The organism is Streptomyces sp. ISL-10 (assembly GCF_018614575.1).
Lineage (GTDB): Bacteria > Actinomycetota > Actinomycetes > Streptomycetales > Streptomycetaceae > Streptomyces.
The window spans coordinates 161,365-179,546 of sequence record NZ_JAGGOJ010000013.1; the positions used below are offsets into that span (position 1 = coordinate 161,365).

Here is an 18,182-nt window from a genome sequence, read left to right on the forward strand (position 1 = left end):
CTCGGCTACTTGACGTAGAGCACGTGGTCGGGGCTGGTGGCGGGCGAGACCGCCACACACTGGTACGCGTTCCAGCGGTGCTCGGCCACGAGCCGCTTGCCGACCGCGTCACAGCCGCCGAGGTTGTGCAGCTCCTCGAACTTCACCCAGTCCCCGGCCGAGTTGGGCTTGAGCTTCGTCGCCGCGACGTGCTCGCCGACCTGCCGGCCGGCACTGACGCCGTCCGTGCCGTCCCACCGGTAGTGGACACCGAGCCAGACACGGCCGACCGCGTTCTCCTCGGCGGCTGCGGAGAAGCTGGTGAAGGTACGCGTCACACCGAGGGCGTGCGGGTCCTCCGTCGTCGCGGTGAAGGTCATGCTGTCCGTGCCGAACCACTTCTCCATGGCCTTCGCCCAGGCGGCGCCGAACGTGGCGTGACCGGAGACGTAGGCCGGGAAGTTGGGGGAGAAGTGGGTGCCGGTGCGGTCCTGGGAGAGGGGCTGCCAGTTGGGGTCGGCCGTCGTCGCCGCGTTGCCGTCCCCGTCGACCCTGACCGCGGACTCGGGCCGCCACAGGTCGATGTCGGTCCGGTACTTGGCGTCCCAGGCGGTGACACCGGCATCGGACATCGCGAAGGCGCTGAGCGCGAACAGCTTGGCGTTGCCCCCCACGGTCAGACGCTGGTCCCGCGAGAGGATCTGGGTCAGTTCGAAGAGCTGGCCCGGCGGCTTGTAGGTGCCGTCGAGGTCGTTGGCCCAGAACAGCGCCGCCTCGCGCTGGTCGGTGGTGCGGACCGTGGAGTCGCTCTTGCCGAGGTCCTTCACGTCCTTGACCTGCGTGGCGTACGCCGAGCTCTTCAGCAGGCTGTCCATGACGGTGTGCCCGGCAGGCCCGGCCGGGCGGAACTGCGTACCCGAGGTCAGGGCGAACGGCTTCACCAGGCCCCAGTCGGGCGTGGCCCCGGGCTTGCCGTCCGTCGGACGCCAGTAGCCGGGCGTCTGGCTGCCGGTGTACTGGGTTGTCGACGCCGCCCCGTCACCCTGCCGGGCGCTGATCATGGCGGCGGCGGCCTGCTGTCCGACAGACGTGCCGGCCGCGCGCTGCTCCGCGGTCACCGCGGCGGGGATGGTGGAGCGTGCCGTGGCGATCTCGTCGTCGAAGTTCGCCCCGGGGAAGACGTTGCGCAGCACGTCGAAGGCCGCGTGGTCGATGGCGCTGTTGACGTCGGGTACGGCGCCGTTGCTCGCGGTCGCCTTGACCAGGTACGGGGCGCCGAGGCACTTGACCGCACCCTCGGCGCACTTGGCGGAGTTGGCCGCGTCGTAGATCGCGCCGTGCATCATGGCACCGGCCCGGGCCAGCGGACCGGGGGCGCCGCCGACCTCCCGGAAGGTCTGTTGGAGGACGTCGTTCCAGTACACGACGTGGTCCTTGACCGGGTCGGCCGGGGTCTCGTACGTGACCAGGATCGACGGTGCGTGGGCGGAGTCGTCGGCCGAGGCGAAGATCTTGAACGCCTTGTAGTCGGCCTCGTCCGTGGCGCGCAGGCCGACGGTGTCCACCGCCCTGTCCACCTGGGCCCACTGCTTGACGATCGAGGTGATGTCCTGCGAGATCCAGCGCGGCCCGCAGTCGGTGTGGCCGTGCGTCGCCGTCGAGGTCGCCGCCCTGGTGCGCCAGGCGGGCTGGCTGCTCCAGCGGGTCGCCGCGGAGACGGTCCCGGTGTCCCAGACCTCCCAGGCGCGGGGCTCACAGGAGTCGGACCAGGTGGCGTAGAGGTTCAGTTCCGCGTTGAGGACGTCCTGGCCGGTGACCGCTGCGTCGAGCGGGAACTGGATGAACGAGCGCGCCTCGTTCTTCTGCCATTCACGGCCGACGCGCAGCCCGACGTCGCCCGACAGGTCGGCCGTTCCGCCGTTGACGACGGTCGTGTCGAAGTTCGTGCCGAAGTAGATCGCGGGGTCGATGGTGACCGGGTACTTCGTGTCCTTGTCGGCCAGGAAGCCGCGGTCGGCGGAGACGTCGAGCGTGTACCCGCCCTTGTCCGCGGTGACGTCGAGGCCGACCGGCGCCCGGTTGGTGCCGGCCAGGCCGCGCGGGTCGCGCGAGGCGTCCCACATCACGGGCGTCGGCAGCTTGCCCACGGTCCGGTTCGTGGCCGTGTCCGTGAAGGTGACCGTCGTGTCGGCGCCCTTCACCGCCTTCAGGCCCTCGGCCCTAAGCGGCATGCTGACGTCCGCGGCGCGCTGGGCCGCCGCTCGGGTCTTGACCACCAGGAACTGCTCGAACCCGGTCCTCGTGGCCTCGACCACGAGGTCGGTGCCGGGCAGTGCGTCGACATAGGTGGCCTTGTTGCCCTTGAGCACCGGGCGGGGGAGAGCGCCCTGCCACCCGAGGGCGACGGAGCGGTCCGAGCCGCCGAGGGTGATCAGGGTGCCGCCCTTCGCGCCCGCGCCGCCCGCGAGCCGGAGCCCGCGCGGGTGGGCCTTCGGGCCGACCGAGCCGTCGGCGTTCCTGACGAGTGTGGTGTCCACCGCGACCCAGGCGCCTTCCTTGCGGAAGCGGACGGGTCCGGAGTGGGTCTCCAGCGACATGGTGCCGTCGGGGTTGGCCCACAGCGTGGTGTTCTCGGTGCGGGCGCCGATCACCTCCGTCCGGCGGTCCTGGGCCGCCGCGGTGAGCCGTGCCGCGGCCTCTTCGGTGATCCGTGCGCTCTTCTCCGCGGCTGTGGCGGCCGCGGACGGTGTCCGGGGTGCGGCGGCCCCGGCAGGAGAGACGGTCGTGGCGATCAGCCCCGCCTCGGCGACCAGGAGCAGGGACAGCGGGACGGCGAACCGTCCGCGTCGCGAGGGCGAGCCCGCTCGCCGGCCTGATCTGCCGTGGGGCAGGTGGGTCGATCTGTGCACGTGGTTCAGCCTCCAGAACAGTTGCTGCGTGAGAACTGCCTTAGAACTGGCATGCGAATCGTGACAGTCGACAACGCACCGCGTCCAAGATCTTTCACGAGTTGGGCACGTGATGGTGATCATGGACAGAATGTGGAACTCCGGAGGGGAGTGCGGCAGTTGAGAGTGGATCGCACTTGTCGGCGATGGTGTGCCGGAGCCGGGCTGCGCCCCGGGGTCGCGGGCCCGTGCCGCGCGCCCGGAAGGGTGTAATGCGCGAGGCCCCTCGTCCGTCGGACGAGGGGCCTCGCGTGTGTCTGTGCGCCGCCAGGGACTCGAACCCCGGACCCGCTGATTAAGAGTCAGCTGCTCTAACCAACTGAGCTAGCGGCGCCTGCTGACCTGGAGAACTTTACCGGATCCGGGAGGGTGCTCCGTGCCGGGCCTGTGTTCGTCCGCCGCCGCGCCAGGGTCACCAGATCATCGTTTTTGCCTGCAGATCGGTCAAAATGCGCAATGTGCCGACAGTTGAGAAACTGACGCCCGTGAAACAGCGTCAGAAGATCTTCCCGAGTGGTCCTGCGGAGGGGACGCGTATGGACGTGCCGGTCTTCGAGGAGTACGAGCCCGCCGGTGACTGCGACTGCGCCGGATGCGCGCAGCAGCGCCGAGGGCTCGCCGCCCGACCTCACCCGTCCGCACACGGCTGCCGCCGGGCGCTGGTGCTGGTCACCGCCGCCGGCGTGATGTTCGGCGGCGGCGGAGCGGGAACGGCGGCGGCTGCCGGCTCCGTGCCCGGGACCGAACGGGCCGCGCCGGTCCTGGATCCCGAGCCGTCGACCGAGCAGGGTGCCGCCGGTCCGCTCCACGGCCCCTCGGGGCAACCCGACATCGACCAGTCCGCCCTGCGGAGGTCGACCCGGGCGCAGATCATCAAGCGCGCGAAGAAGTGGGTCCGCGCGGAGGTGCCGTACAGCATGTCGAAGTACTGGACCGACGGCTACCGGCAGGACTGCTCCGGCTATGTGTCGATGGCGTGGAACCTGGCGACCAACGAGTGGACCGGCAGCCTCGCCGAGTTCGGCGACCGGATCCCCCGCGAGGACCTGCGGCCCGGCGACATCCTGCTCTTCCACAACCCCGCCGACCCCACCAAGGGCTCGCACGTCACGATCTTCGGCGGCTGGACCGACTACACCCACACCTCCTACGTCGCGTACGAGCAGACCAAGCCGCACACCCGCATGCAGGCCACGCCCATGGCCTACTGGAACCACTCCGCGCGCTATGTCGCCTACCGCTACAAGGGCGTCGTCACCTCGGCAGGCAGACGCGGCGAGAGCAGCGTCACGCGCTACCCGGGGACCGCGTTGTTCGGGCCGGGAGCCGCCAACAAGCACGTCACCCGGCTAGGCGAGCTGCTGATGGCGCGCGGCGGCAAACGCTTCTACGCCAAGGGCGCCGGACCGCGCTGGTCCGACGCCGACCGGCGCGCCACCAGGGCTTTCCAGCTGGCTCAGGGCTGGCGCAGCGCGGAGGCCGACGGGCTGCCCGGGCCCGACACCTGGCAGCTGCTGGTGAAGGGCAAGGGCAAGGACATCCCGGCCGCGGTGACCGGCGGTTCCACGGCGCAGCCGCCCGGCTTCCCCGGGCGCGACCATTTCCGCCCCGGCCGGGCCGGCGACCACATCACCCGGCTCGGCAGGCAGCTGGTCGAGCGCGGCTACGGCAGGTACTACACCTCGGCCCGCTCGGCCCTTTCGGCGCGCTGGAGCGAGGAGGACCGGCTGGCCGTCCAGGCGTTCCAGCGCGCACAGGGCTGGCGGGGCCGCGCGGCGGACGGCTACCCGGGCCCCGAGACCTGGCGGCGGCTCTTCGCCGCCCGCTGACCGGGCGGGCCGGCGGCCCGCCCCGCATCGCGTCACGAGTACGAGCCGACACGAGCAACGAGCGAAAGACGAGGCGGCATGAACACCACGATGTCGGAGCCGGAGGGCAGCGGGCCCTCCGACACCCAGCGGCGCAACGCCGTGATCGCGAGCGAGACGACGGCCGAGATCCCGGTGCACCTGCTCTTCCGGGACGACAACGGGCCGCTCGCGCCGCCCCCGGCCCTGCGGCCCACCGTCGTCTCCCGGCGGCAGGGCACGGGGGAGCAGCCGAGGATCGGCCCCTCCGCCGCGCCGCCGGCGCCCGCCGCCTCCGCGCGGCCGGCGTCGCCCGTCGACCCCGATCTGTTCGAACGTCCGGCGCCCGTGCTCCCCGGCTGGACCGGGCTCGTCGCCGGGTCCTGCTCGCTGGCCGGGATCGGTGCCCTGGTGTGGGGGACGGGGGCCGTTCCGGACATGGTCGCGGCCCTGTTCCGGGTGACCCCGCCGCCGTACCACGGCATCGGCATCGGACTGTGGTGTCTGCTCGCGCTGGGCGTCCTGCTCGCCCTGTTCGGACTCGGCGGACTCGGCCGCGGAACCGTCGGCCACGCCTGGGTCCTCACCCTGTGCGGCGACTACCACGGCAGCGTGCGGCGTACGGGACTGGTGTGGATGAGCCCGCTGGTGCTGCGCCGCCGGGTGGACGTACGCCTGCGGCACTGGCGCAGCAAGCCGATGCCCGTCCACGACGCCGAGGGGACGGCGCTGCGGGTGGTCGTGCTCGTGGTGTGGCGGGTCAGGGACACCGCGCGGGCCGTGCTCGGTGTCGAGGACCACGAGGCGTACCTGGGCGAGCAGGTCGAGGCGGCCACGGCCCGGGTGTTCTCTCAACTGCCCGCCGACGCTCCCTCCGTCGTCGACGGTGGGATCCCCGTCGGGGAGTCGCTCCCCACGCTGCGCGACACCGAGACGGTCGGCGCCATGCTGACGAAGACGCTGGCCGCCGAGTGCGCCGCGGCGGGCATCGAGATCTTCACCGCCCAGCCGACGGCACTGGACTACGCGCCCGAGGTGGCGGAGGCCATGCAGCTTCGGCGGATCGCGGCCATCGACGCGCGCCATCGCGACAGCGTCCTCACCTCCGTGGTCGACGCGGTGGACGACACGGTGAGCCGGCTGACGGACCGTGGGCTGATCGAGCCGGACGACTACGAGCGCAAGGCGCTGGTGAAGGATCTGACGGTTGCGTTCTACACGGGCCGTGCCGGCGGCGTGGACACGGGGAACCGCTCCTCGTGATTGGTCTGGACATGATGAACTCGCGTCAATACATTGGAACTTGGTCTAGACCGGAATAGGCACTACCGCACGCGTGCAGCACATCCCACGGAACTCCCCCACGTTCTTCCTGGAGCCAGCATGCGAAAGAAGATAGGTGCGGCCGTGGTCGGCCTCGCCGTGACGGGCGCCACCCTGCTCGCCACCGGCAGCGCCAGCAGCCACGGCTACACCGACTCGCCCATCAGCCGCCAGAAGCTCTGCGCCAACGGCACCGTGAGCAACTGCGGCCCCATCCAGTGGGAACCGCAGAGCGTCGAGGGCCCCAAGGGCTTCCCCGCCGCCGGTCCCGCGGACGGCAGGATCTGCTCGGCAGGACTGTCGCAGTTCGCCCAGCTCGACGACCCGCGAGGCGGCGCCTGGCCCACGACCAGGGTCGGCTCCGGCCAGAACTACACCTTCCGGTGGCAGTTCACCGCCCGGCACCGCACCACCGACTTCAAGTACTTCATCACCAGAGCTGGTTGGAACCCAAGCCAGCCGCTGACCAGGGCCGCGCTGGAGTCGCAGCCCTTCCTGACCGTCCCGTACGGCGGCCAGCAGCCGCCTGCGACTCTCTCGCACTCCGGCAACCTGCCGCAGCGGTCCGGACGCCATCTGATCCTGGCGGTGTGGACCGTCCACGACACGGCCAACGCGTTCTACGCCTGCTCCGACGTCCAGTTCTGACGTTCGCGGATCCCCCAGGCGCGGTTCTCTCCGGCTCGTCCGCCGCGGGCCGGGACCACAACGGCGGTCGTTCACGGGGGTAGGGCCCGCCCTGCCCCCGTACACCCGTGGGCACATGGCCGGTGCCGCGCCTGCCGTGTGCGCCATGGAGGGCGTGCGAAACCCCTGGCAGGCCCTCGCCCGGCCGGGCTTCCGGGGAAGCGGACGGCCCCGGCGGGCCGCCTCTCGGCAACATCCTCGCTCAGCTCGACCTGCCTTCGGCCGAGGACACCCACCGCCGGGTGCCCGCCGCGCTCGCGCATCTCCGCCGAGACCTTGGCCCAGTCGGCACGCATCCGTCGAACAGTCCTCGAACGACGGGCCGTCGGGGAAAGTTCACCCTCCGATCGGCGCGCAAACGCTCTGCGGGACGCGCGTCGAGCGGGATTCTGGAGCCGCCGTGGACAGGCCCACGTGCGTGCACCAACTCCCCGCTCGAAGCCTGGAGGTTCTGCATGCGTCGCCGACTTGCCCCCTCTCTCGCGGCCGCCACTCTCGCGGTGCCCGCCGTCCTGGTGTTCGCCGGCGTCGCGTCGGCCGCGCCCGCCGACAAGCCCCAGGTCCTCAGCTCCTGGACGCAGACCGGCGCCACCAGTCACCATGCCTGGGCGACCGCCCGCACCAACCGGAGTGCCTGGAGTGCGTACGGATTCGACTGGTCCACGGACTACTGCTCCTCGTCCCCGGACAATCCGTTCGGCTTCCCGTTCAAGATGCCCTGCGCCCGGCACGACTTCGGCTACCGCAATTACAAGGCGGCCGGCACGTTCGCCGCCAACAAGTCGCGGTTGGACTCGGCGTTCCACGAGGACATGAAACGGGTGTGCGCCCGGTACTCGCGCGGGATGCGCACTTCGTGCAACTACACGGCCTGGACGTACTACCGGGCCGTGGTGGTCTTCGGGGTGAGCGCCCCGGCCGGCACAGCCGTGGCCTGAGCATGACGAAGACCCTCTCGCCGAGGCGAGAGGGTCTTCCCTGCGCGTGCGCCGCCAGGGACTCGAACCCCGGACCCGCTGATTAAGAGTCAGCTGCTCTAACCAACTGAGCTAGCGGCGCCTCTTTGTCTGCCGCTCGGCGGCTGACCCATTAATAGTACCTAGTCCCGGGGGGTGCTCCTGACCACCCGGGCCGGAGGGCCGACAGGGTCTGCGGGGGTGTCCGGCCGACCGCGGCCGGGCCCCCGACGCCCCCCGGGCCGTCGCCTGGGGTGCCCCCAGGCGACGGCACTCCCCGTAGCCCTTCGGCCACGGGAGGGTCCCATGCACGCTGAAGAAATGTCCGAATGGCTCCGCTATGGGCGCACTCCGGCGCCTCGGGCTGCTTCCTTCAGGCCCGACGGCCTGGGGAGGCTTCATGCGGCAGGCGGCCGCGCGGGCCTGTCCGGCCCTGACCCGCCGGACCTTTCTAGATCGCCAGTGAGAGCACCACCGGAGCGGCCTTGCGGTTCAGCGTGTCCGCCGCCGAGCGCAGCCGGTGGGCGTGCTCGATCGGCAGGGACAGCGCCAGGCAGCCCACGGCCGAGCCCGCCGTCAGCGGCACCGCGGCGCAGACCGTGCCCACCGCGTACTCCTGCAGGTCCAGGACGGGGACCGTCGGCGGCTGGGCGTCCAGCTTGGAGAACAGCAGCCGCTCGCTGGTGATCGTCCGCGAGGTCAGGCGCGCGATCTTGTGGCGCGAGAGGTGGTCGCGGCGGCCGTTCACATCGAGCTGGGTCAGCAGGCATTTGCCGACCGCGCTGGCGTGGGCGGCCGAGCGGAAGTCCACCCACTCGTTCACCTTCGGGGCGCGCGGGCCGTCGGCGAACTGGGTGATCTTGACCTCGCCGTCGATGTACCGGCTGATGTAGACGGCGGCGCCCACCGAGTCGCGCAGCTCGGTCAGGGTGTCCTGGAGCTTGGCCTCCAGGGCCTCCTTGCGGGTGGCGCCCGAGCCGAGCAGGACCAGGGAGTCGCCTATCACATAGGCGCCGTCGGCGACCTGTTCCACGTATCCCTCGCGGCGGAGCATGGCGAGCATGGGGGCGAGATGGCCGGTCGGCAGGCCGGTCTCGCGTGCGATCTGGACGTCGGTGACACCGCCACCGTGCTTGGAGACCGTCTCCAGTACGCGCAAGACGTATTGCACCGAGTGGAACGGCGCGGTCGGCTCGGGCTTCAGCGCCACGGTTTCCCCCTAGCAGGTTGTGACCGCAAGCTTCCGTACCACGATAGCGGCCAAGAGCCGTTTGGGGACGGGCTGTTGGCGTAAATGACGTGGCGCCCCAGCTGCCTGTGCTGGGGCGCCTGACTTTGGCATATGCCAAGGTCATGCCTGCTCGGCGGAGTGAATGGTCAGAGCACCGCGCCGAGGAACTCGCGCGTGCGTTCGTGCTCCGGGTCGGAGAAGATTTTCTCCGGCGGACCCGACTCGATGACCTTGCCGGAATCGAACATCAGGACATCGTCCGAGATGTCGCGGGCGAAGTTCATCTCGTGCGTGACGCACACCATCGTGATGTCCGTGGTGCGGGCGATGTCCCGCAGCAGGTCCAGCACGCCGGCCACGAGCTCGGGGTCGAGGGCCGAGGTCACCTCGTCCAGAAGCAGCACCTGCGGCCGCATCGCCAGCGCGCGGGCGATCGCCACCCGCTGCTGCTGGCCGCCCGACAGCTGCGTCGGCTTCGCGTCGGCGCGGTCGCCGAGTCCCACCAGGTCCAGCAGCTCCCTGGCCCGGGCGTCGGCCTCGTCCTTGGACAGGCCGAGCACCCGCACCGGCGCCTCGGTGATGTTGCGCAGCACGGTCATGTTGGGGAACAGGTTGAACTGCTGGAAGACCATGCCGATCTTCTTGCGCGCCTCCCGGCGCTCCTTCTCGGCGGCCGGGAACAGCCGGTTGCCGTTCACCCGGATCGAGCCCTCGTCGGGTGACTCCAACGTCATCAGCAGCCGCAGGATCGTCGTCTTGCCCGAGCCGGACGGGCCGATCAGGGTGACGTGCTTGCCGGGCTTCACCGAGAAGCAGAGGTTGTCGAGGACCGTGTTGTCGCCGAATCTCTTGGTGACGTTGTCGAACCGGATCAGGTCCTCGGTCGTGGTGTCGTTGATGTCAGCGGACAAGGCGGCGCTCCAGGGCTCGTACGAGAAGAGAAGCCGGGTAGGCGATGAGGATGAAGGCGAGGCCGATCACGGTCAGCGGCTCGGTGTACTGGAACGTCGACGCGCTCTCCAGCCGCGACTGCTGCAGCATCTCCAGCACGCCGATCGCGGCGAGCAGCGGCGTGTCCTTGAGCATGGCGATCACGTAGTTGCCGAGCGCCGGGGTGATCCGGCGGATCGCCTGCGGCAGGATCACGGCGGACCAGGTGCGGTGGGCGGGCAGGCTCAGGGCCGTCGCCGCCTCCCACTGGCCGGGCGGTACGGCCTCGATGCCGGCCCGGTAGACCTGCGCGGTGTACGTCGAGTAGTGCAGCCCGATCGCGATCGTGCCGGTGGTCAGGGCGGAGAACTGGATGCCCCACTCCGGCAGCACGAAGTACAGGAAGAACAGCTGTACCAGCAGGGGGGTGGTGCGGATGAACTCGGTGACGACGTTCACCGGCCACCGTACGAAACGGCTCTGCGAGCGGAAGGCGATGGCCCACACGAGGCCGAGCGTGAAGGAGATCAGCGAACCGAGCACCAGCACCTGAAGGGTGATCAGCACACCGTCCCAGAAGCGCGGCATGAAATCCGCGACCGCGGACCAGTCCCAGGTCACTTCGACGCACCCCCCGTCACGGTGGTGCCGGCGATCTCGATCGCGGCGCGTCGCCGGGAGCCCATGCCCGCGAACAGCCCTGGCTCCGTCTCGATGCCGACGTTCCGCTTGGTCCTGCGTTCGAGCACCTTCATGGACCGGGTCACGGCGAGCGCGAGCAGGAAGTAAATCACCAGGCTGATCGTGTAGATCTGTGCGCTCTCCTGGGTGGCGAGCCGCACCAGATAGGCGGCGAAGGACACATCGCCCACGCCCAGCAGAGACACCAGCGCGGTGCCCTTGAGCAGCTCGATCAGCAGGTTGCAGAACGGCGGGATCATCTCGGGTACCGCCTGCGGCAGCAGGATCATCCGCATCCGCTGCCAGGGCGTGAAGCTGAGGGCGACACCCGCCTCACGCTGGGCCCTGGGGACCGAGTTCAGCGCGCCGCGCACGATTTCGGCGCCGTACGCGCCGTAGGACAGGCCGAGCGCCAGCACCGCGGCCCACATGGGCACGAGCTGCCAGCCCATGAGTGGGGGCACCACGAAGAACAGCCAGAACATCAGCACCAGCGCCGACGTGCCACGGAAGATCTCGGTGTAGGCGCCCGCCAGGAAACGGACGGCGCGCGAGCGGTGGGTGCGGGCGATGCCGATGCCGAAGGCGACGGCCGCGGCGAGGGCGGCGCTGTAGACCAACAGCTGCACGGTGATCCAGATGCCGGGGAGCACCCAGTTCTGCCAGAGTCCGGCTGTCATCGGCACAGCTCCTCGGCAGTGAGTGTGGTCATCTCGTTCTCCGTGAAGCCGAAGGGCTTCAGGATGCGGAAGAGCTCGCCGCTCTTCTTCATCTTGTGGATCTCGGCGTTGAAGGCGTCGCGCAGTTCGGTGTCGGTGGGGCGGAAGGCGAAACCGCCCCCGTCTATCTGCTTCTCTCCGTCGACGACGGCGGCGAAGGGCTCGGTCGCCTCGGCCAGCCTGCTCTTGCGCACCACCTCGCGGGCGGTGAGCGCGGTGCCGGCGAAGACGTCGACGCGGCCGGACTCGACGGCGTTCAGCCCGGCCACCTGGTCCTGGAGGATCACGATCTCCTTCTCCGGGATGCCGGCGGCGACCGCGTATCCGATCTCCGCGTAGCCCGTGCCGGTCGCGAGCCTCGCCCTGGCCTTCACCACGTCCTCGTAGCTGCGCAGGTTCTTGGGATTGCCCTTGCGCACGATGAACGAGTCGAGCATCTGGTACTCGGGGTCGGCGAAGATGACCTGGGCGCACCGCTCCTTGTTGATGTACATCCCGGCCGAGACCACGTCGAACTGCTGGGAGTTCAGTCCGGGTATGAGGGAGGCGAAGTCGGTGGCCACCGGCTGGACCCGGTCGATGCCCAGCCGCCGGAAGATCACCCGGGCCAGCTCGGGAGCCTCGCCGGTGAACTCGCCCTGGTCGTCGACATAGCCGTACGGCACCTCTCCCGCGATGCCGAGGCGTACCGTGCCCTGGGACTTCAGCCGGGCCAGTGCATCGCCGGACGGTACCCTGCCGCATCCCGCGGCGCCGACGGCGGTGAGGGCGCCGACGGCTGCGGTGCCGAGCAGAAGGGAGCGTCTGCTCATCGATCGTGGTTCTCTTCTACGAGCCATGGGCGCGCGGCTACCCGGGTCCGTCGCGGGTATGCGTACGAAATGGCCGACCGATACCTGACCGTTGCCCTGGACCGGCGCGGGGTGCAGTGCACCGCCCGGCTCCTCACCGACAAGGCGCCGCTGACCTGCGCGGCGGTGTGGGACGCGCTGCCGCTGTCCGCGGACGTGTACCACGCGAAGTATGCGCGTAATGAGATCTATGCCCTGTTCCCGGCTTTCGCGCCGCAGGAGCCGCCGTTGGAGAATCCGACGGTGACGCCGATTCCGGGTGACCTGTGTTATTTCACCTTCAGTGATGTGCAGCTCGGCACATCGTCGTACGGCTACGAGGACCGGGCCGCGGTCGCGGCCCGGTCCGTGACGGTGGATCTGGCGCTGTTCTACGAACGCAACAACCTGCTGCTGAACGGCGATACGGGATGGGTGCCGGGCATCGTGTGGGGGACGGTGGTGGAGGGCCTGGCGGAGATGGCCGAGGCATGCCAGGACTTGTGGCGGTCGGGCGCGTCGGGGGAGACGCTGAGCTTCCGACGGGCGTGATTCTCAGCCCGTCCGGCGGTGCGGAGTCGGGCACGAAGCCGGGTTGCTCCCCTGGCTTCGCCGGGGGGATCCCACCCACGGCCCGTCAGGCCCCGTAGGAGGAGGGCGGACAGGGGAACAGCCCGCGCGGCCGCCGCTCCCTGCCGCGCTCCTTACCCCAGCGCCCCCGGCCCCGGGATCCTCGCCGCCCCCGCCTCGTACAGCGCGTGCGCCACCCGCAGCACCAGCCCGTCCGCGTAGCGCGGGCCCACCAGTTGCACACCGATCGGCAGCCCGTCCGGGTCCGTCCCGCAGGGGACCGTCGCCGCCGGCTGCTGCGTCATGTTGAAGGGGTACGTGAACGGGGTCCACCCCGTCCAGCGCCGGTGGCCCGAGCCCGCCGGAACCTCCACGCCCGCCTCGAACGCGGTGAGCGGCAAGGTCGGGGTGACCAGCAAGTCGTACGTCGTGTGGAACCGTGCCATCCGCCGGCCCAACTCCGCCCGCACGTCCACCGCCGCCAGGTACTCCAGCGCGCTGCGCCGTGCGCCGATGCCGCAGATCTCCCGCAGGCCCGGGTCCAGTTGCTCCCGCTGCCGCGGGCCAAGGGGCTCCACCAGCCGGGCAGCGCCCGTGAACCACAGGGTGTGGAACGCCTCGACCGGCTCCGTGAGGTCGGGGTCGGTCTCCTCGACGTACGCGCCGAGGTCCGCCAGCGCCCCCACCGCCCGCCGCACCGCCGAGGCGACCGCGGGACGGACCGCGACCTGGCCGCCGAGCGTCGGCGAGTACGCGATCCGCAGGCCCTTCACGCCCTCGCCGAGCCGCTGCCGCACCTCTTGCGCCGGCCCCAGATGGGACCAGTCCCGCCAGTCCTCGCCGCTCATCACGTCCAGCATCAGCGCCGCGTCCGCCGCATCCCTCGCCATCGGCCCGACATGGGACAGGCTGCCGAAGGGGCTCGACGGATACAGTGCCACCCGACCGTACGTCGGCTTCAGCCCGAAGATCCCGCAGAACGAGGCCGGGATGCGGACCGACCCGCCCCCGTCCGTGCCGACCGACAGGGCGCCCGCGCCGAGTGCCACGGCCGCCGCGCTGCCTCCGCTGGAGCCGCCCGCCGTGCGCGAGGGGTCGTACGGGTTGCGGGTCACGCCGTGCCGCGGCGAGTCCGTGACCCCCTTCCAGCCGAACTCGGGCGTCGTCGTCCTGGCGAGGAACACCGCCCCGTGCTCGCGCAGCCGTGCGACCGACGGCGCGTCCTCGTCCCAGGCGCGGTCCGCCCGCACGGTCCAGGAGCCGCGCAGCGTGGGCACTCCACGCTGGAGGATGAGGTCCTTCACGGTGACGGGCACGCCGTCGAGCAGCCCCCGCGGCTCGCCCCGGCGCCAGCGTTCCGCCGAGGCGGCGGCCTCGGCGAGGGCCGGCTCGGCATCGATCCGGACGAAGGCGTTCACCAGCGGCTGCACGCTCTCGGCCCGGTCCAGCGCCGCGCGGGTCGCGTCGACGGGGGAGAAGTCGCCCTGTGCGTAGCCGGCCAGCAGTTGACGTGCGGTGAGGTCAGTCAGGCGAGTGGTCATGCATGGGGACGTACCCACGTTTCTTGTCCACCACGTTCGGCAGCGGCTCTCCGGCCGCCCACAGGTCATACATCTCGACGAACTGCTCACCCAGCCGGTCGCGCCAGCCGACGGTGTCACCACTCATGTGCGGGGAGACGATGAGCCCCGGAACATCCCACACCGGGCTCTCCGGCGGGAGCGGCTCGGACTCGAAGACGTCGAGGGCCGCGCCCGCGATCCACCGCTTGCGCAGGGCGTCGACGAGGTCGGCCTCGACGACCAGCGGTCCGCGGCCGACGTTCACGAACCGGGCCGACGGCTGCATCAGCCCGAAGCGGTGCGCGTCGAACATCCCGAGCGTCGCCGTGGTCAGCGGCGCCGCGCACACCACCCAGTCGGCGCGCGCGAGCAGCGGGTCGAGATCCTGGTCGCCGTGGATGCCGGGCCGGGCCCGACGGCCGACGACCGCTGTGGTGACGCCCAGCGCCCGCAGGGCGCCGGCGACGGCGCGCCCGATGGGGCCGGCGCCCACCACGACACCGCGGCTGCCCGCGACCGGGAGGCTCTCGCGGTGCCGCCATTCGTGCCGGCGCTGCAAGTCCAGCGTCTGAGGCAGGTCCTTCGCCATCGCGAGCACGAGCGCCGCCACGTATTCGGCGATCGGCTGTTCGAAGATTCCGCGTGCGTTGGTCACGACGGTGTCGGAGGCGGCGAGTTCCGGACAGAGCACGCGGTCGACGCCGGCGCTCGCGGTGTGCACCCACCGCGGCCTCGGGCCCTCGCCGGGCCAGGCCCGACGGACGGCGTCGGAGGTGAAGTCCCACACCAGCAGCACGTCGGCACCGGGCAGTCGGTCCGCGAGAGTCACCTCATCGGCGTAATCCACCCGGGCTCTTCCGGTCAGGTGGCCGAGGCGTGGCAGGGGGTCCGCGGCCAGCACGAGCACCGTGGGTTCGGACATCGGTCGGAAGCCACCTCGTCACGTCGCAATGTACGGATTGACCCACGCTCGCACTGGAACCTACCGTCGTCAACAAGACGCCAAGGGGGCTGAGTGCATGGACGTTGTCTCCTTTCTCGGCGGGCCGGACCCGGAGCACGGCATCGGTGTGGTGGCCCCCTTCGATTTCGCTCTGGACCGGGAGCTGTGGCGCTGGGTCCCGGACGACGTCTCCCTGCGGCTGACGCGCACTCCGTTCGTGCCCGTGGGCGTCTCCCTCGATCTCGCGCGGCTGGTGAGCGAGCACGAGACACTGCGGGAGGGGGTGCGGGCGCTCATCGCGTCCGAACCGGAGGTCGTCGCCTACGCGTGTGCGTCGGGCAGTTTTGTCGGCGGCCTCGCGGGGGAACGCGACCTGTGCGAGGTGATGCGCACGGCCGGTGACGTGCCGGCCCTGACCACGTCCGGCGCCCTCCTCGATGCGCTCGGCGAGCTGGGAGCCCAGCGGATCGCGCTGCTGACGCCCTACACGGAATCGGTCACCCGATCGTTGGAGGACTTTCTGGCGGAAGCGGGAGTGACGGTGGTCGGCCGGGCCTTCCTGGGACTGACCCGGCACATCTGGAAGGTGCCGTACCGCGCGGTGGTGGACATGGCGCGGCAGGTGGCGGTGGAGGGAGCCGACGCGCTGTTCATCAGCTGTACGAATCTGCCGACGTACGACGTGATCCCGCAGTTGGAGGCCGAGCTGAGGGTGCCGGTGGTCTCCGCCAACCAGGTCACGATGTGGTCGGCCCTGCGCGCCATCGGCACCCGTGCGGTCGGCCCCTATCAGGCTCTGCTGATGGACGCCGCGGCGGCGACGGCCGAGCCGGAAGGACAGGAGGGCGTGACATGACGACGGTGGGCTTGCTGTATCCCGGGCATTCGGCCGAGGACGACTATCCCCGGATCGAGACGCTGCTGACCGGAGTCAATGTGCCGATCGTCCACACCGACATCGGTGAGGACGCGCACCGTGTGGACGCGCTGCGGGAGATGGGATCGGCCGAGCGGCTCGCGGTCGGCGTGGAGCAGCTGCGCCTGTCGGGCGCCGAGTCGGTGGTGTGGGCCTGCACCAGCGGTTCGTTCGTGTACGGGTGGGAGGGCGCCCATGAGCAGACCCGGGCCCTGGCCCTCGCGGCCGGGCTCCCGGCGTCGAGCACGTCGTTCGCGTTCGTCCATGCCGCGCGGGAAGTGGGGGCCACGCGGGTGGCGGTTGCCGCGACGTACCCCGAGGACGTGACGGACCTGTTCGCCGACTTCCTTCAGGCGGCCGGGATCGAGGTGGTGGCCACGCGGTCCGGCGGGATCGTGACGGCGGCCGAGGTGGCGACCTGGGAGCGCGAGCAGGTGCTGGACCTGCTGCGGAAGGCGGACGACCCGCGGGCCGACGCGGTCCTGCTCCCCGACACCGCGCTGCACACGGTGGCCCACCTGCAGGAGCTCGAGGAGGCCGCGGGCAAGCCGGTGCTCACGGCCAACCAGGTGACCGTGTGGGAGGGCCTGCGGCTGGCGGAGCGCAGGGGCGCCTGGTCGGAGGAGCTGGGCACGCTGTTCGCCCGCAAGGACTGACGTACCGGGGCGGGACGACAGCCGTGGGCGGCCGGGAATAAAACGGAGATTGCCTCCTGTTGTGGCTCGGCGTACGCACGACTCACCCAGGAGGACCCCACCCGTGAACGCAGTGGACGAGATCCGAGGCGCGGCGATCGGCACCGCCCCCGTCCCCCTGTCCGTGCTCGACCTGGTCACCGTCGGCAGCGGACGCACCGCCTCGGACGCCCTGCGCACCAGCGTGGACATCGCCCGCCTGGCCGAGAGCCGCGGCTACCACCGGCACTGGGTCGCGGAGCACCACTCCATGCCCGGCGTCGCCTCGTCCTCCCCGGCCGTCATCCTCGCCCACCTCGCCGCCCACACCGAGCGCATCCGCCTCGGCTCCGGCGGCGTGATGCTGCCCAACCACGCCCCCCTGGTCATCGCCGAGCAGTTCGGCACGCTGGAGGCGCTCGCCCCGGGCCGCGTCGACCTCGGCCTCGGCCGCGCGCCCGGGACGGACGGCGCCACGGCCGCGGCGCTGCGCCGCAGCGACACCCTCCACGAGGGCGCCGACGACTTCCCCCAGCAACTCGCCGAGCTGATCCGCTTCCTGGACGACGACTTCCCCCACGGGCACCCCTACTCCCGCATCCACGCCGTGCCCGGACCGGTGCAGGCCACCTCGCCCGGCGGCGTCCAGTCCCCGGCCCGCCCGCCGGTCTGGCTGCTGGGCTCCTCGGGCTTCAGCGCCCGGCTGGCGGGCACGCTCGGACTGCCGTTCGCCTTCGCCCACCACTTCTCCGCGCAGAACACGCTCCCCGCGCTCGATCTCTACCGGCAGAGCTTCCGGCCCTCGGCCGTGCTGGATGCGCCCTACGCCCTGATCGGCGTCTCGGCGCTGGCCGCGGACGACGAGCGGGAGGCCCGCCGCCAGGTGCTGACCGGAGCGCTGTCGATGGTCCGGCTGCGCACCGGCAGGCCGGGACTGATCCCGACGCCGAAGGAGGCGGAGGAGTACGCCTTCGGCCCGATGGAGCGGGAGTTCGTCGACGGCTGGCTGAAGAACGTGATCCATGGCACGCCCGACGCGGTCCGGGCGGGCCTGGACGACCTCCACAAGCGCACCGGAGCGGACGAGCTGATGATCACGGCCAACGCGCACGGCGGCGATGTGCGGCTGCGCAGCTACGAGTTGATCGCCGACGCGTACGGATTGCCCGCCTGAGTGGTTCGCTTGTGAACTTCTCGTCCGTGGCGCATTAACGAGGGCTTAAGCCGCTCGTCACCCGTGGTGACGAGCGGTTTTTCGCAACATGCGGGGGTCGCCGACGAGTCGATTCAAGCCTGAATTGGTCTAGTCCTCATTTGGTGCAGACCATTGACGCGGCCTTCGGGGGGCGGCTATCACTGCTCCGACTCCCGTACCACGCACCCCCC

Annotated in this window: 16 protein-coding genes and 2 tRNA genes; 8 read left to right on the forward strand and 10 right to left on the reverse strand. The window is 70.9% G+C overall.

The genetic code is table 11. The features are described from left to right. Positions 1 to 5 precede the first annotated feature (5 nt). Together J7E88_RS17365 and J7E88_RS17370 are read right to left on the reverse strand one after the other, a co-directional pair. Complete coding sequence (locus J7E88_RS17365; RefSeq protein ID WP_215181992.1) at positions 6 to 2,888, reverse strand: DNRLRE domain-containing protein; 2,883 nt, start codon at positions 2,886 to 2,888, stop codon at positions 6 to 8. Between the two features lie 299 nt (positions 2,889 to 3,187). After that, positions 3,188 to 3,261, reverse strand: a tRNA-Lys gene (locus J7E88_RS17370). A 202-nt stretch (positions 3,262 to 3,463) separates the two neighbouring features. On the opposite strand from J7E88_RS17370, the gene J7E88_RS17375 reads away from it, so the two are divergent. The 4 genes from J7E88_RS17375 to J7E88_RS17390 all read left to right on the forward strand — a co-directional run bounded on the left by J7E88_RS17375 (position 3,464) and on the right by J7E88_RS17390 (position 7,722). Further along, positions 3,464 to 4,756, forward strand: a complete 1,293-nt coding sequence (locus tag J7E88_RS17375; protein WP_215182180.1) for a peptidoglycan-binding protein — start codon at positions 3,464 to 3,466, stop codon at positions 4,754 to 4,756. A gap of 78 nt (positions 4,757 to 4,834) precedes the next feature. Next, the gene (locus J7E88_RS17380; RefSeq protein WP_215181994.1) at positions 4,835 to 6,037 is read left to right on the forward strand and encodes an SPFH domain-containing protein; all 1,203 of its coding nucleotides are present in this window, start codon (positions 4,835 to 4,837) and stop codon (positions 6,035 to 6,037) included. A 120-nt stretch (positions 6,038 to 6,157) separates the two neighbouring features. Continuing rightward, on the forward strand, positions 6,158 to 6,745 hold the full coding sequence (locus J7E88_RS17385) for a lytic polysaccharide monooxygenase (protein ID WP_215181996.1): 588 nt from the start codon (positions 6,158 to 6,160) through the stop codon (positions 6,743 to 6,745). Between the two features lie 494 nt (positions 6,746 to 7,239). Further along, positions 7,240 to 7,722, forward strand: a complete 483-nt coding sequence (locus J7E88_RS17390) for a phospholipase (RefSeq protein WP_215181998.1) — start codon at positions 7,240 to 7,242, stop codon at positions 7,720 to 7,722. Between the two features lie 47 nt (positions 7,723 to 7,769). Here the strand turns inward: J7E88_RS17390 and J7E88_RS17395 are convergent. From J7E88_RS17395 to ehuB, 6 genes are all read right to left on the reverse strand, one after another. Beyond that, positions 7,770 to 7,843 (reverse strand) — tRNA-Lys (locus J7E88_RS17395). Positions 7,844 to 8,191: 348 nt separating this feature from the next. Next, positions 8,192 to 8,950: an IclR family transcriptional regulator gene (locus J7E88_RS17400; RefSeq protein ID WP_215182000.1), complete on the reverse strand. Its 759-nt coding sequence runs from the start codon at positions 8,948 to 8,950 to the stop codon at positions 8,192 to 8,194. Positions 8,951 to 9,117: 167 nt separating this feature from the next. Then, entirely contained in the window at positions 9,118 to 9,882 is a 765-nt protein-coding gene (locus tag J7E88_RS17405; RefSeq protein WP_215182002.1) for an amino acid ABC transporter ATP-binding protein, read from the reverse strand. Continuing rightward, positions 9,872 to 10,522, reverse strand: a complete 651-nt coding sequence (gene ehuD, locus J7E88_RS17410) for an ectoine/hydroxyectoine ABC transporter permease subunit EhuD (protein ID WP_215182004.1) — start codon at positions 10,520 to 10,522, stop codon at positions 9,872 to 9,874. The genes J7E88_RS17405 and ehuD overlap by 11 nt, the downstream gene beginning before the upstream one ends. Next, entirely contained in the window at positions 10,519 to 11,262 is a 744-nt protein-coding gene (gene ehuC / locus J7E88_RS17415; RefSeq protein WP_215182006.1) for an ectoine/hydroxyectoine ABC transporter permease subunit EhuC, read from the reverse strand. The genes ehuD and ehuC overlap by 4 nt, the downstream gene beginning before the upstream one ends. Further along, the gene (gene ehuB / locus J7E88_RS17420) at positions 11,259 to 12,113 is read right to left on the reverse strand and encodes an ectoine/hydroxyectoine ABC transporter substrate-binding protein EhuB (RefSeq protein WP_215182008.1); all 855 of its coding nucleotides are present in this window, start codon (positions 12,111 to 12,113) and stop codon (positions 11,259 to 11,261) included. The genes ehuC and ehuB overlap by 4 nt, the downstream gene beginning before the upstream one ends. Positions 12,114 to 12,182: 69 nt before the next feature. On the opposite strand from ehuB, the gene J7E88_RS17425 reads away from it, so the two are divergent. Continuing rightward, positions 12,183 to 12,683, forward strand: coding sequence for a DUF3830 family protein (locus tag J7E88_RS17425; RefSeq protein WP_215182010.1), 501 nt, complete (start codon positions 12,183 to 12,185; stop codon positions 12,681 to 12,683). A gap of 152 nt (positions 12,684 to 12,835) precedes the next feature. On the opposite strand, the gene J7E88_RS17430 is transcribed toward J7E88_RS17425, so the two are convergent. Together J7E88_RS17430 and J7E88_RS17435 are read right to left on the reverse strand one after the other, a co-directional pair. Next, entirely contained in the window at positions 12,836 to 14,242 is a 1,407-nt protein-coding gene (locus J7E88_RS17430; RefSeq protein WP_215182012.1) for an amidase, read from the reverse strand. After that, entirely contained in the window at positions 14,223 to 15,185 is a 963-nt protein-coding gene (locus J7E88_RS17435) for a D-2-hydroxyacid dehydrogenase (protein ID WP_215182013.1), read from the reverse strand. Before J7E88_RS17435 ends, J7E88_RS17430 begins: the two co-directional genes overlap by 20 nt. A gap of 97 nt (positions 15,186 to 15,282) precedes the next feature. Here J7E88_RS17435 and J7E88_RS17440 point away from each other — a divergent pair, with 97 nt between their 5' ends. The 3 genes from J7E88_RS17440 (at position 15,283) to J7E88_RS17450 (ending at position 17,970) form a co-directional block, all read left to right on the forward strand. Further along, positions 15,283 to 16,062: an aspartate/glutamate racemase family protein gene (locus J7E88_RS17440; protein ID WP_215182014.1), complete on the forward strand. Its 780-nt coding sequence runs from the start codon at positions 15,283 to 15,285 to the stop codon at positions 16,060 to 16,062. Further along, positions 16,059 to 16,778, forward strand: coding sequence for an aspartate/glutamate racemase family protein (locus J7E88_RS17445; RefSeq protein WP_215182015.1), 720 nt, complete (start codon positions 16,059 to 16,061; stop codon positions 16,776 to 16,778). The genes J7E88_RS17440 and J7E88_RS17445 overlap by 4 nt, the downstream gene beginning before the upstream one ends. Before the next feature lie 103 nt (positions 16,779 to 16,881). Continuing rightward, positions 16,882 to 17,970: an LLM class flavin-dependent oxidoreductase gene (locus tag J7E88_RS17450; RefSeq protein WP_215182017.1), complete on the forward strand. Its 1,089-nt coding sequence runs from the start codon at positions 16,882 to 16,884 to the stop codon at positions 17,968 to 17,970. Positions 17,971 to 18,182: the final 212 nt, after the last annotated feature.

Bases quoted from the DNA above. Each gene is read 5' to 3' on its own strand.
- J7E88_RS17375 (WP_215182180.1), top strand. From the start codon at position 3,464: ATGGACGTGCCGGTCTTCGAGGAGTACGAGCCCGCCGGTGACTGCGAC.
- J7E88_RS17380 (WP_215181994.1), top strand. From the start codon at position 4,835: ATGAACACCACGATGTCGGAGCCGGAGGGCAGCGGGCCCTCCGACACC.
- J7E88_RS17385 (WP_215181996.1), top strand. From the start codon at position 6,158: ATGCGAAAGAAGATAGGTGCGGCCGTGGTCGGCCTCGCCGTGACGGGC.
- J7E88_RS17390 (WP_215181998.1), top strand. From the start codon at position 7,240: ATGCGTCGCCGACTTGCCCCCTCTCTCGCGGCCGCCACTCTCGCGGTG.
- ehuC (WP_215182006.1), bottom strand. From the start codon at position 11,262: ATGACAGCCGGACTCTGGCAGAACTGGGTGCTCCCCGGCATCTGGATC.
- ehuB (WP_215182008.1), bottom strand. From the start codon at position 12,113: ATGAGCAGACGCTCCCTTCTGCTCGGCACCGCAGCCGTCGGCGCCCTC.
- J7E88_RS17425 (WP_215182010.1), top strand. From the start codon at position 12,183: ATGGCCGACCGATACCTGACCGTTGCCCTGGACCGGCGCGGGGTGCAG.
- J7E88_RS17430 (WP_215182012.1), bottom strand. From the start codon at position 14,242: ATGACCACTCGCCTGACTGACCTCACCGCACGTCAACTGCTGGCCGGC.
- J7E88_RS17435 (WP_215182013.1), bottom strand. From the start codon at position 15,185: ATGTCCGAACCCACGGTGCTCGTGCTGGCCGCGGACCCCCTGCCACGC.
- J7E88_RS17440 (WP_215182014.1), top strand. From the start codon at position 15,283: ATGGACGTTGTCTCCTTTCTCGGCGGGCCGGACCCGGAGCACGGCATC.
- J7E88_RS17445 (WP_215182015.1), top strand. From the start codon at position 16,059: ATGACGACGGTGGGCTTGCTGTATCCCGGGCATTCGGCCGAGGACGAC.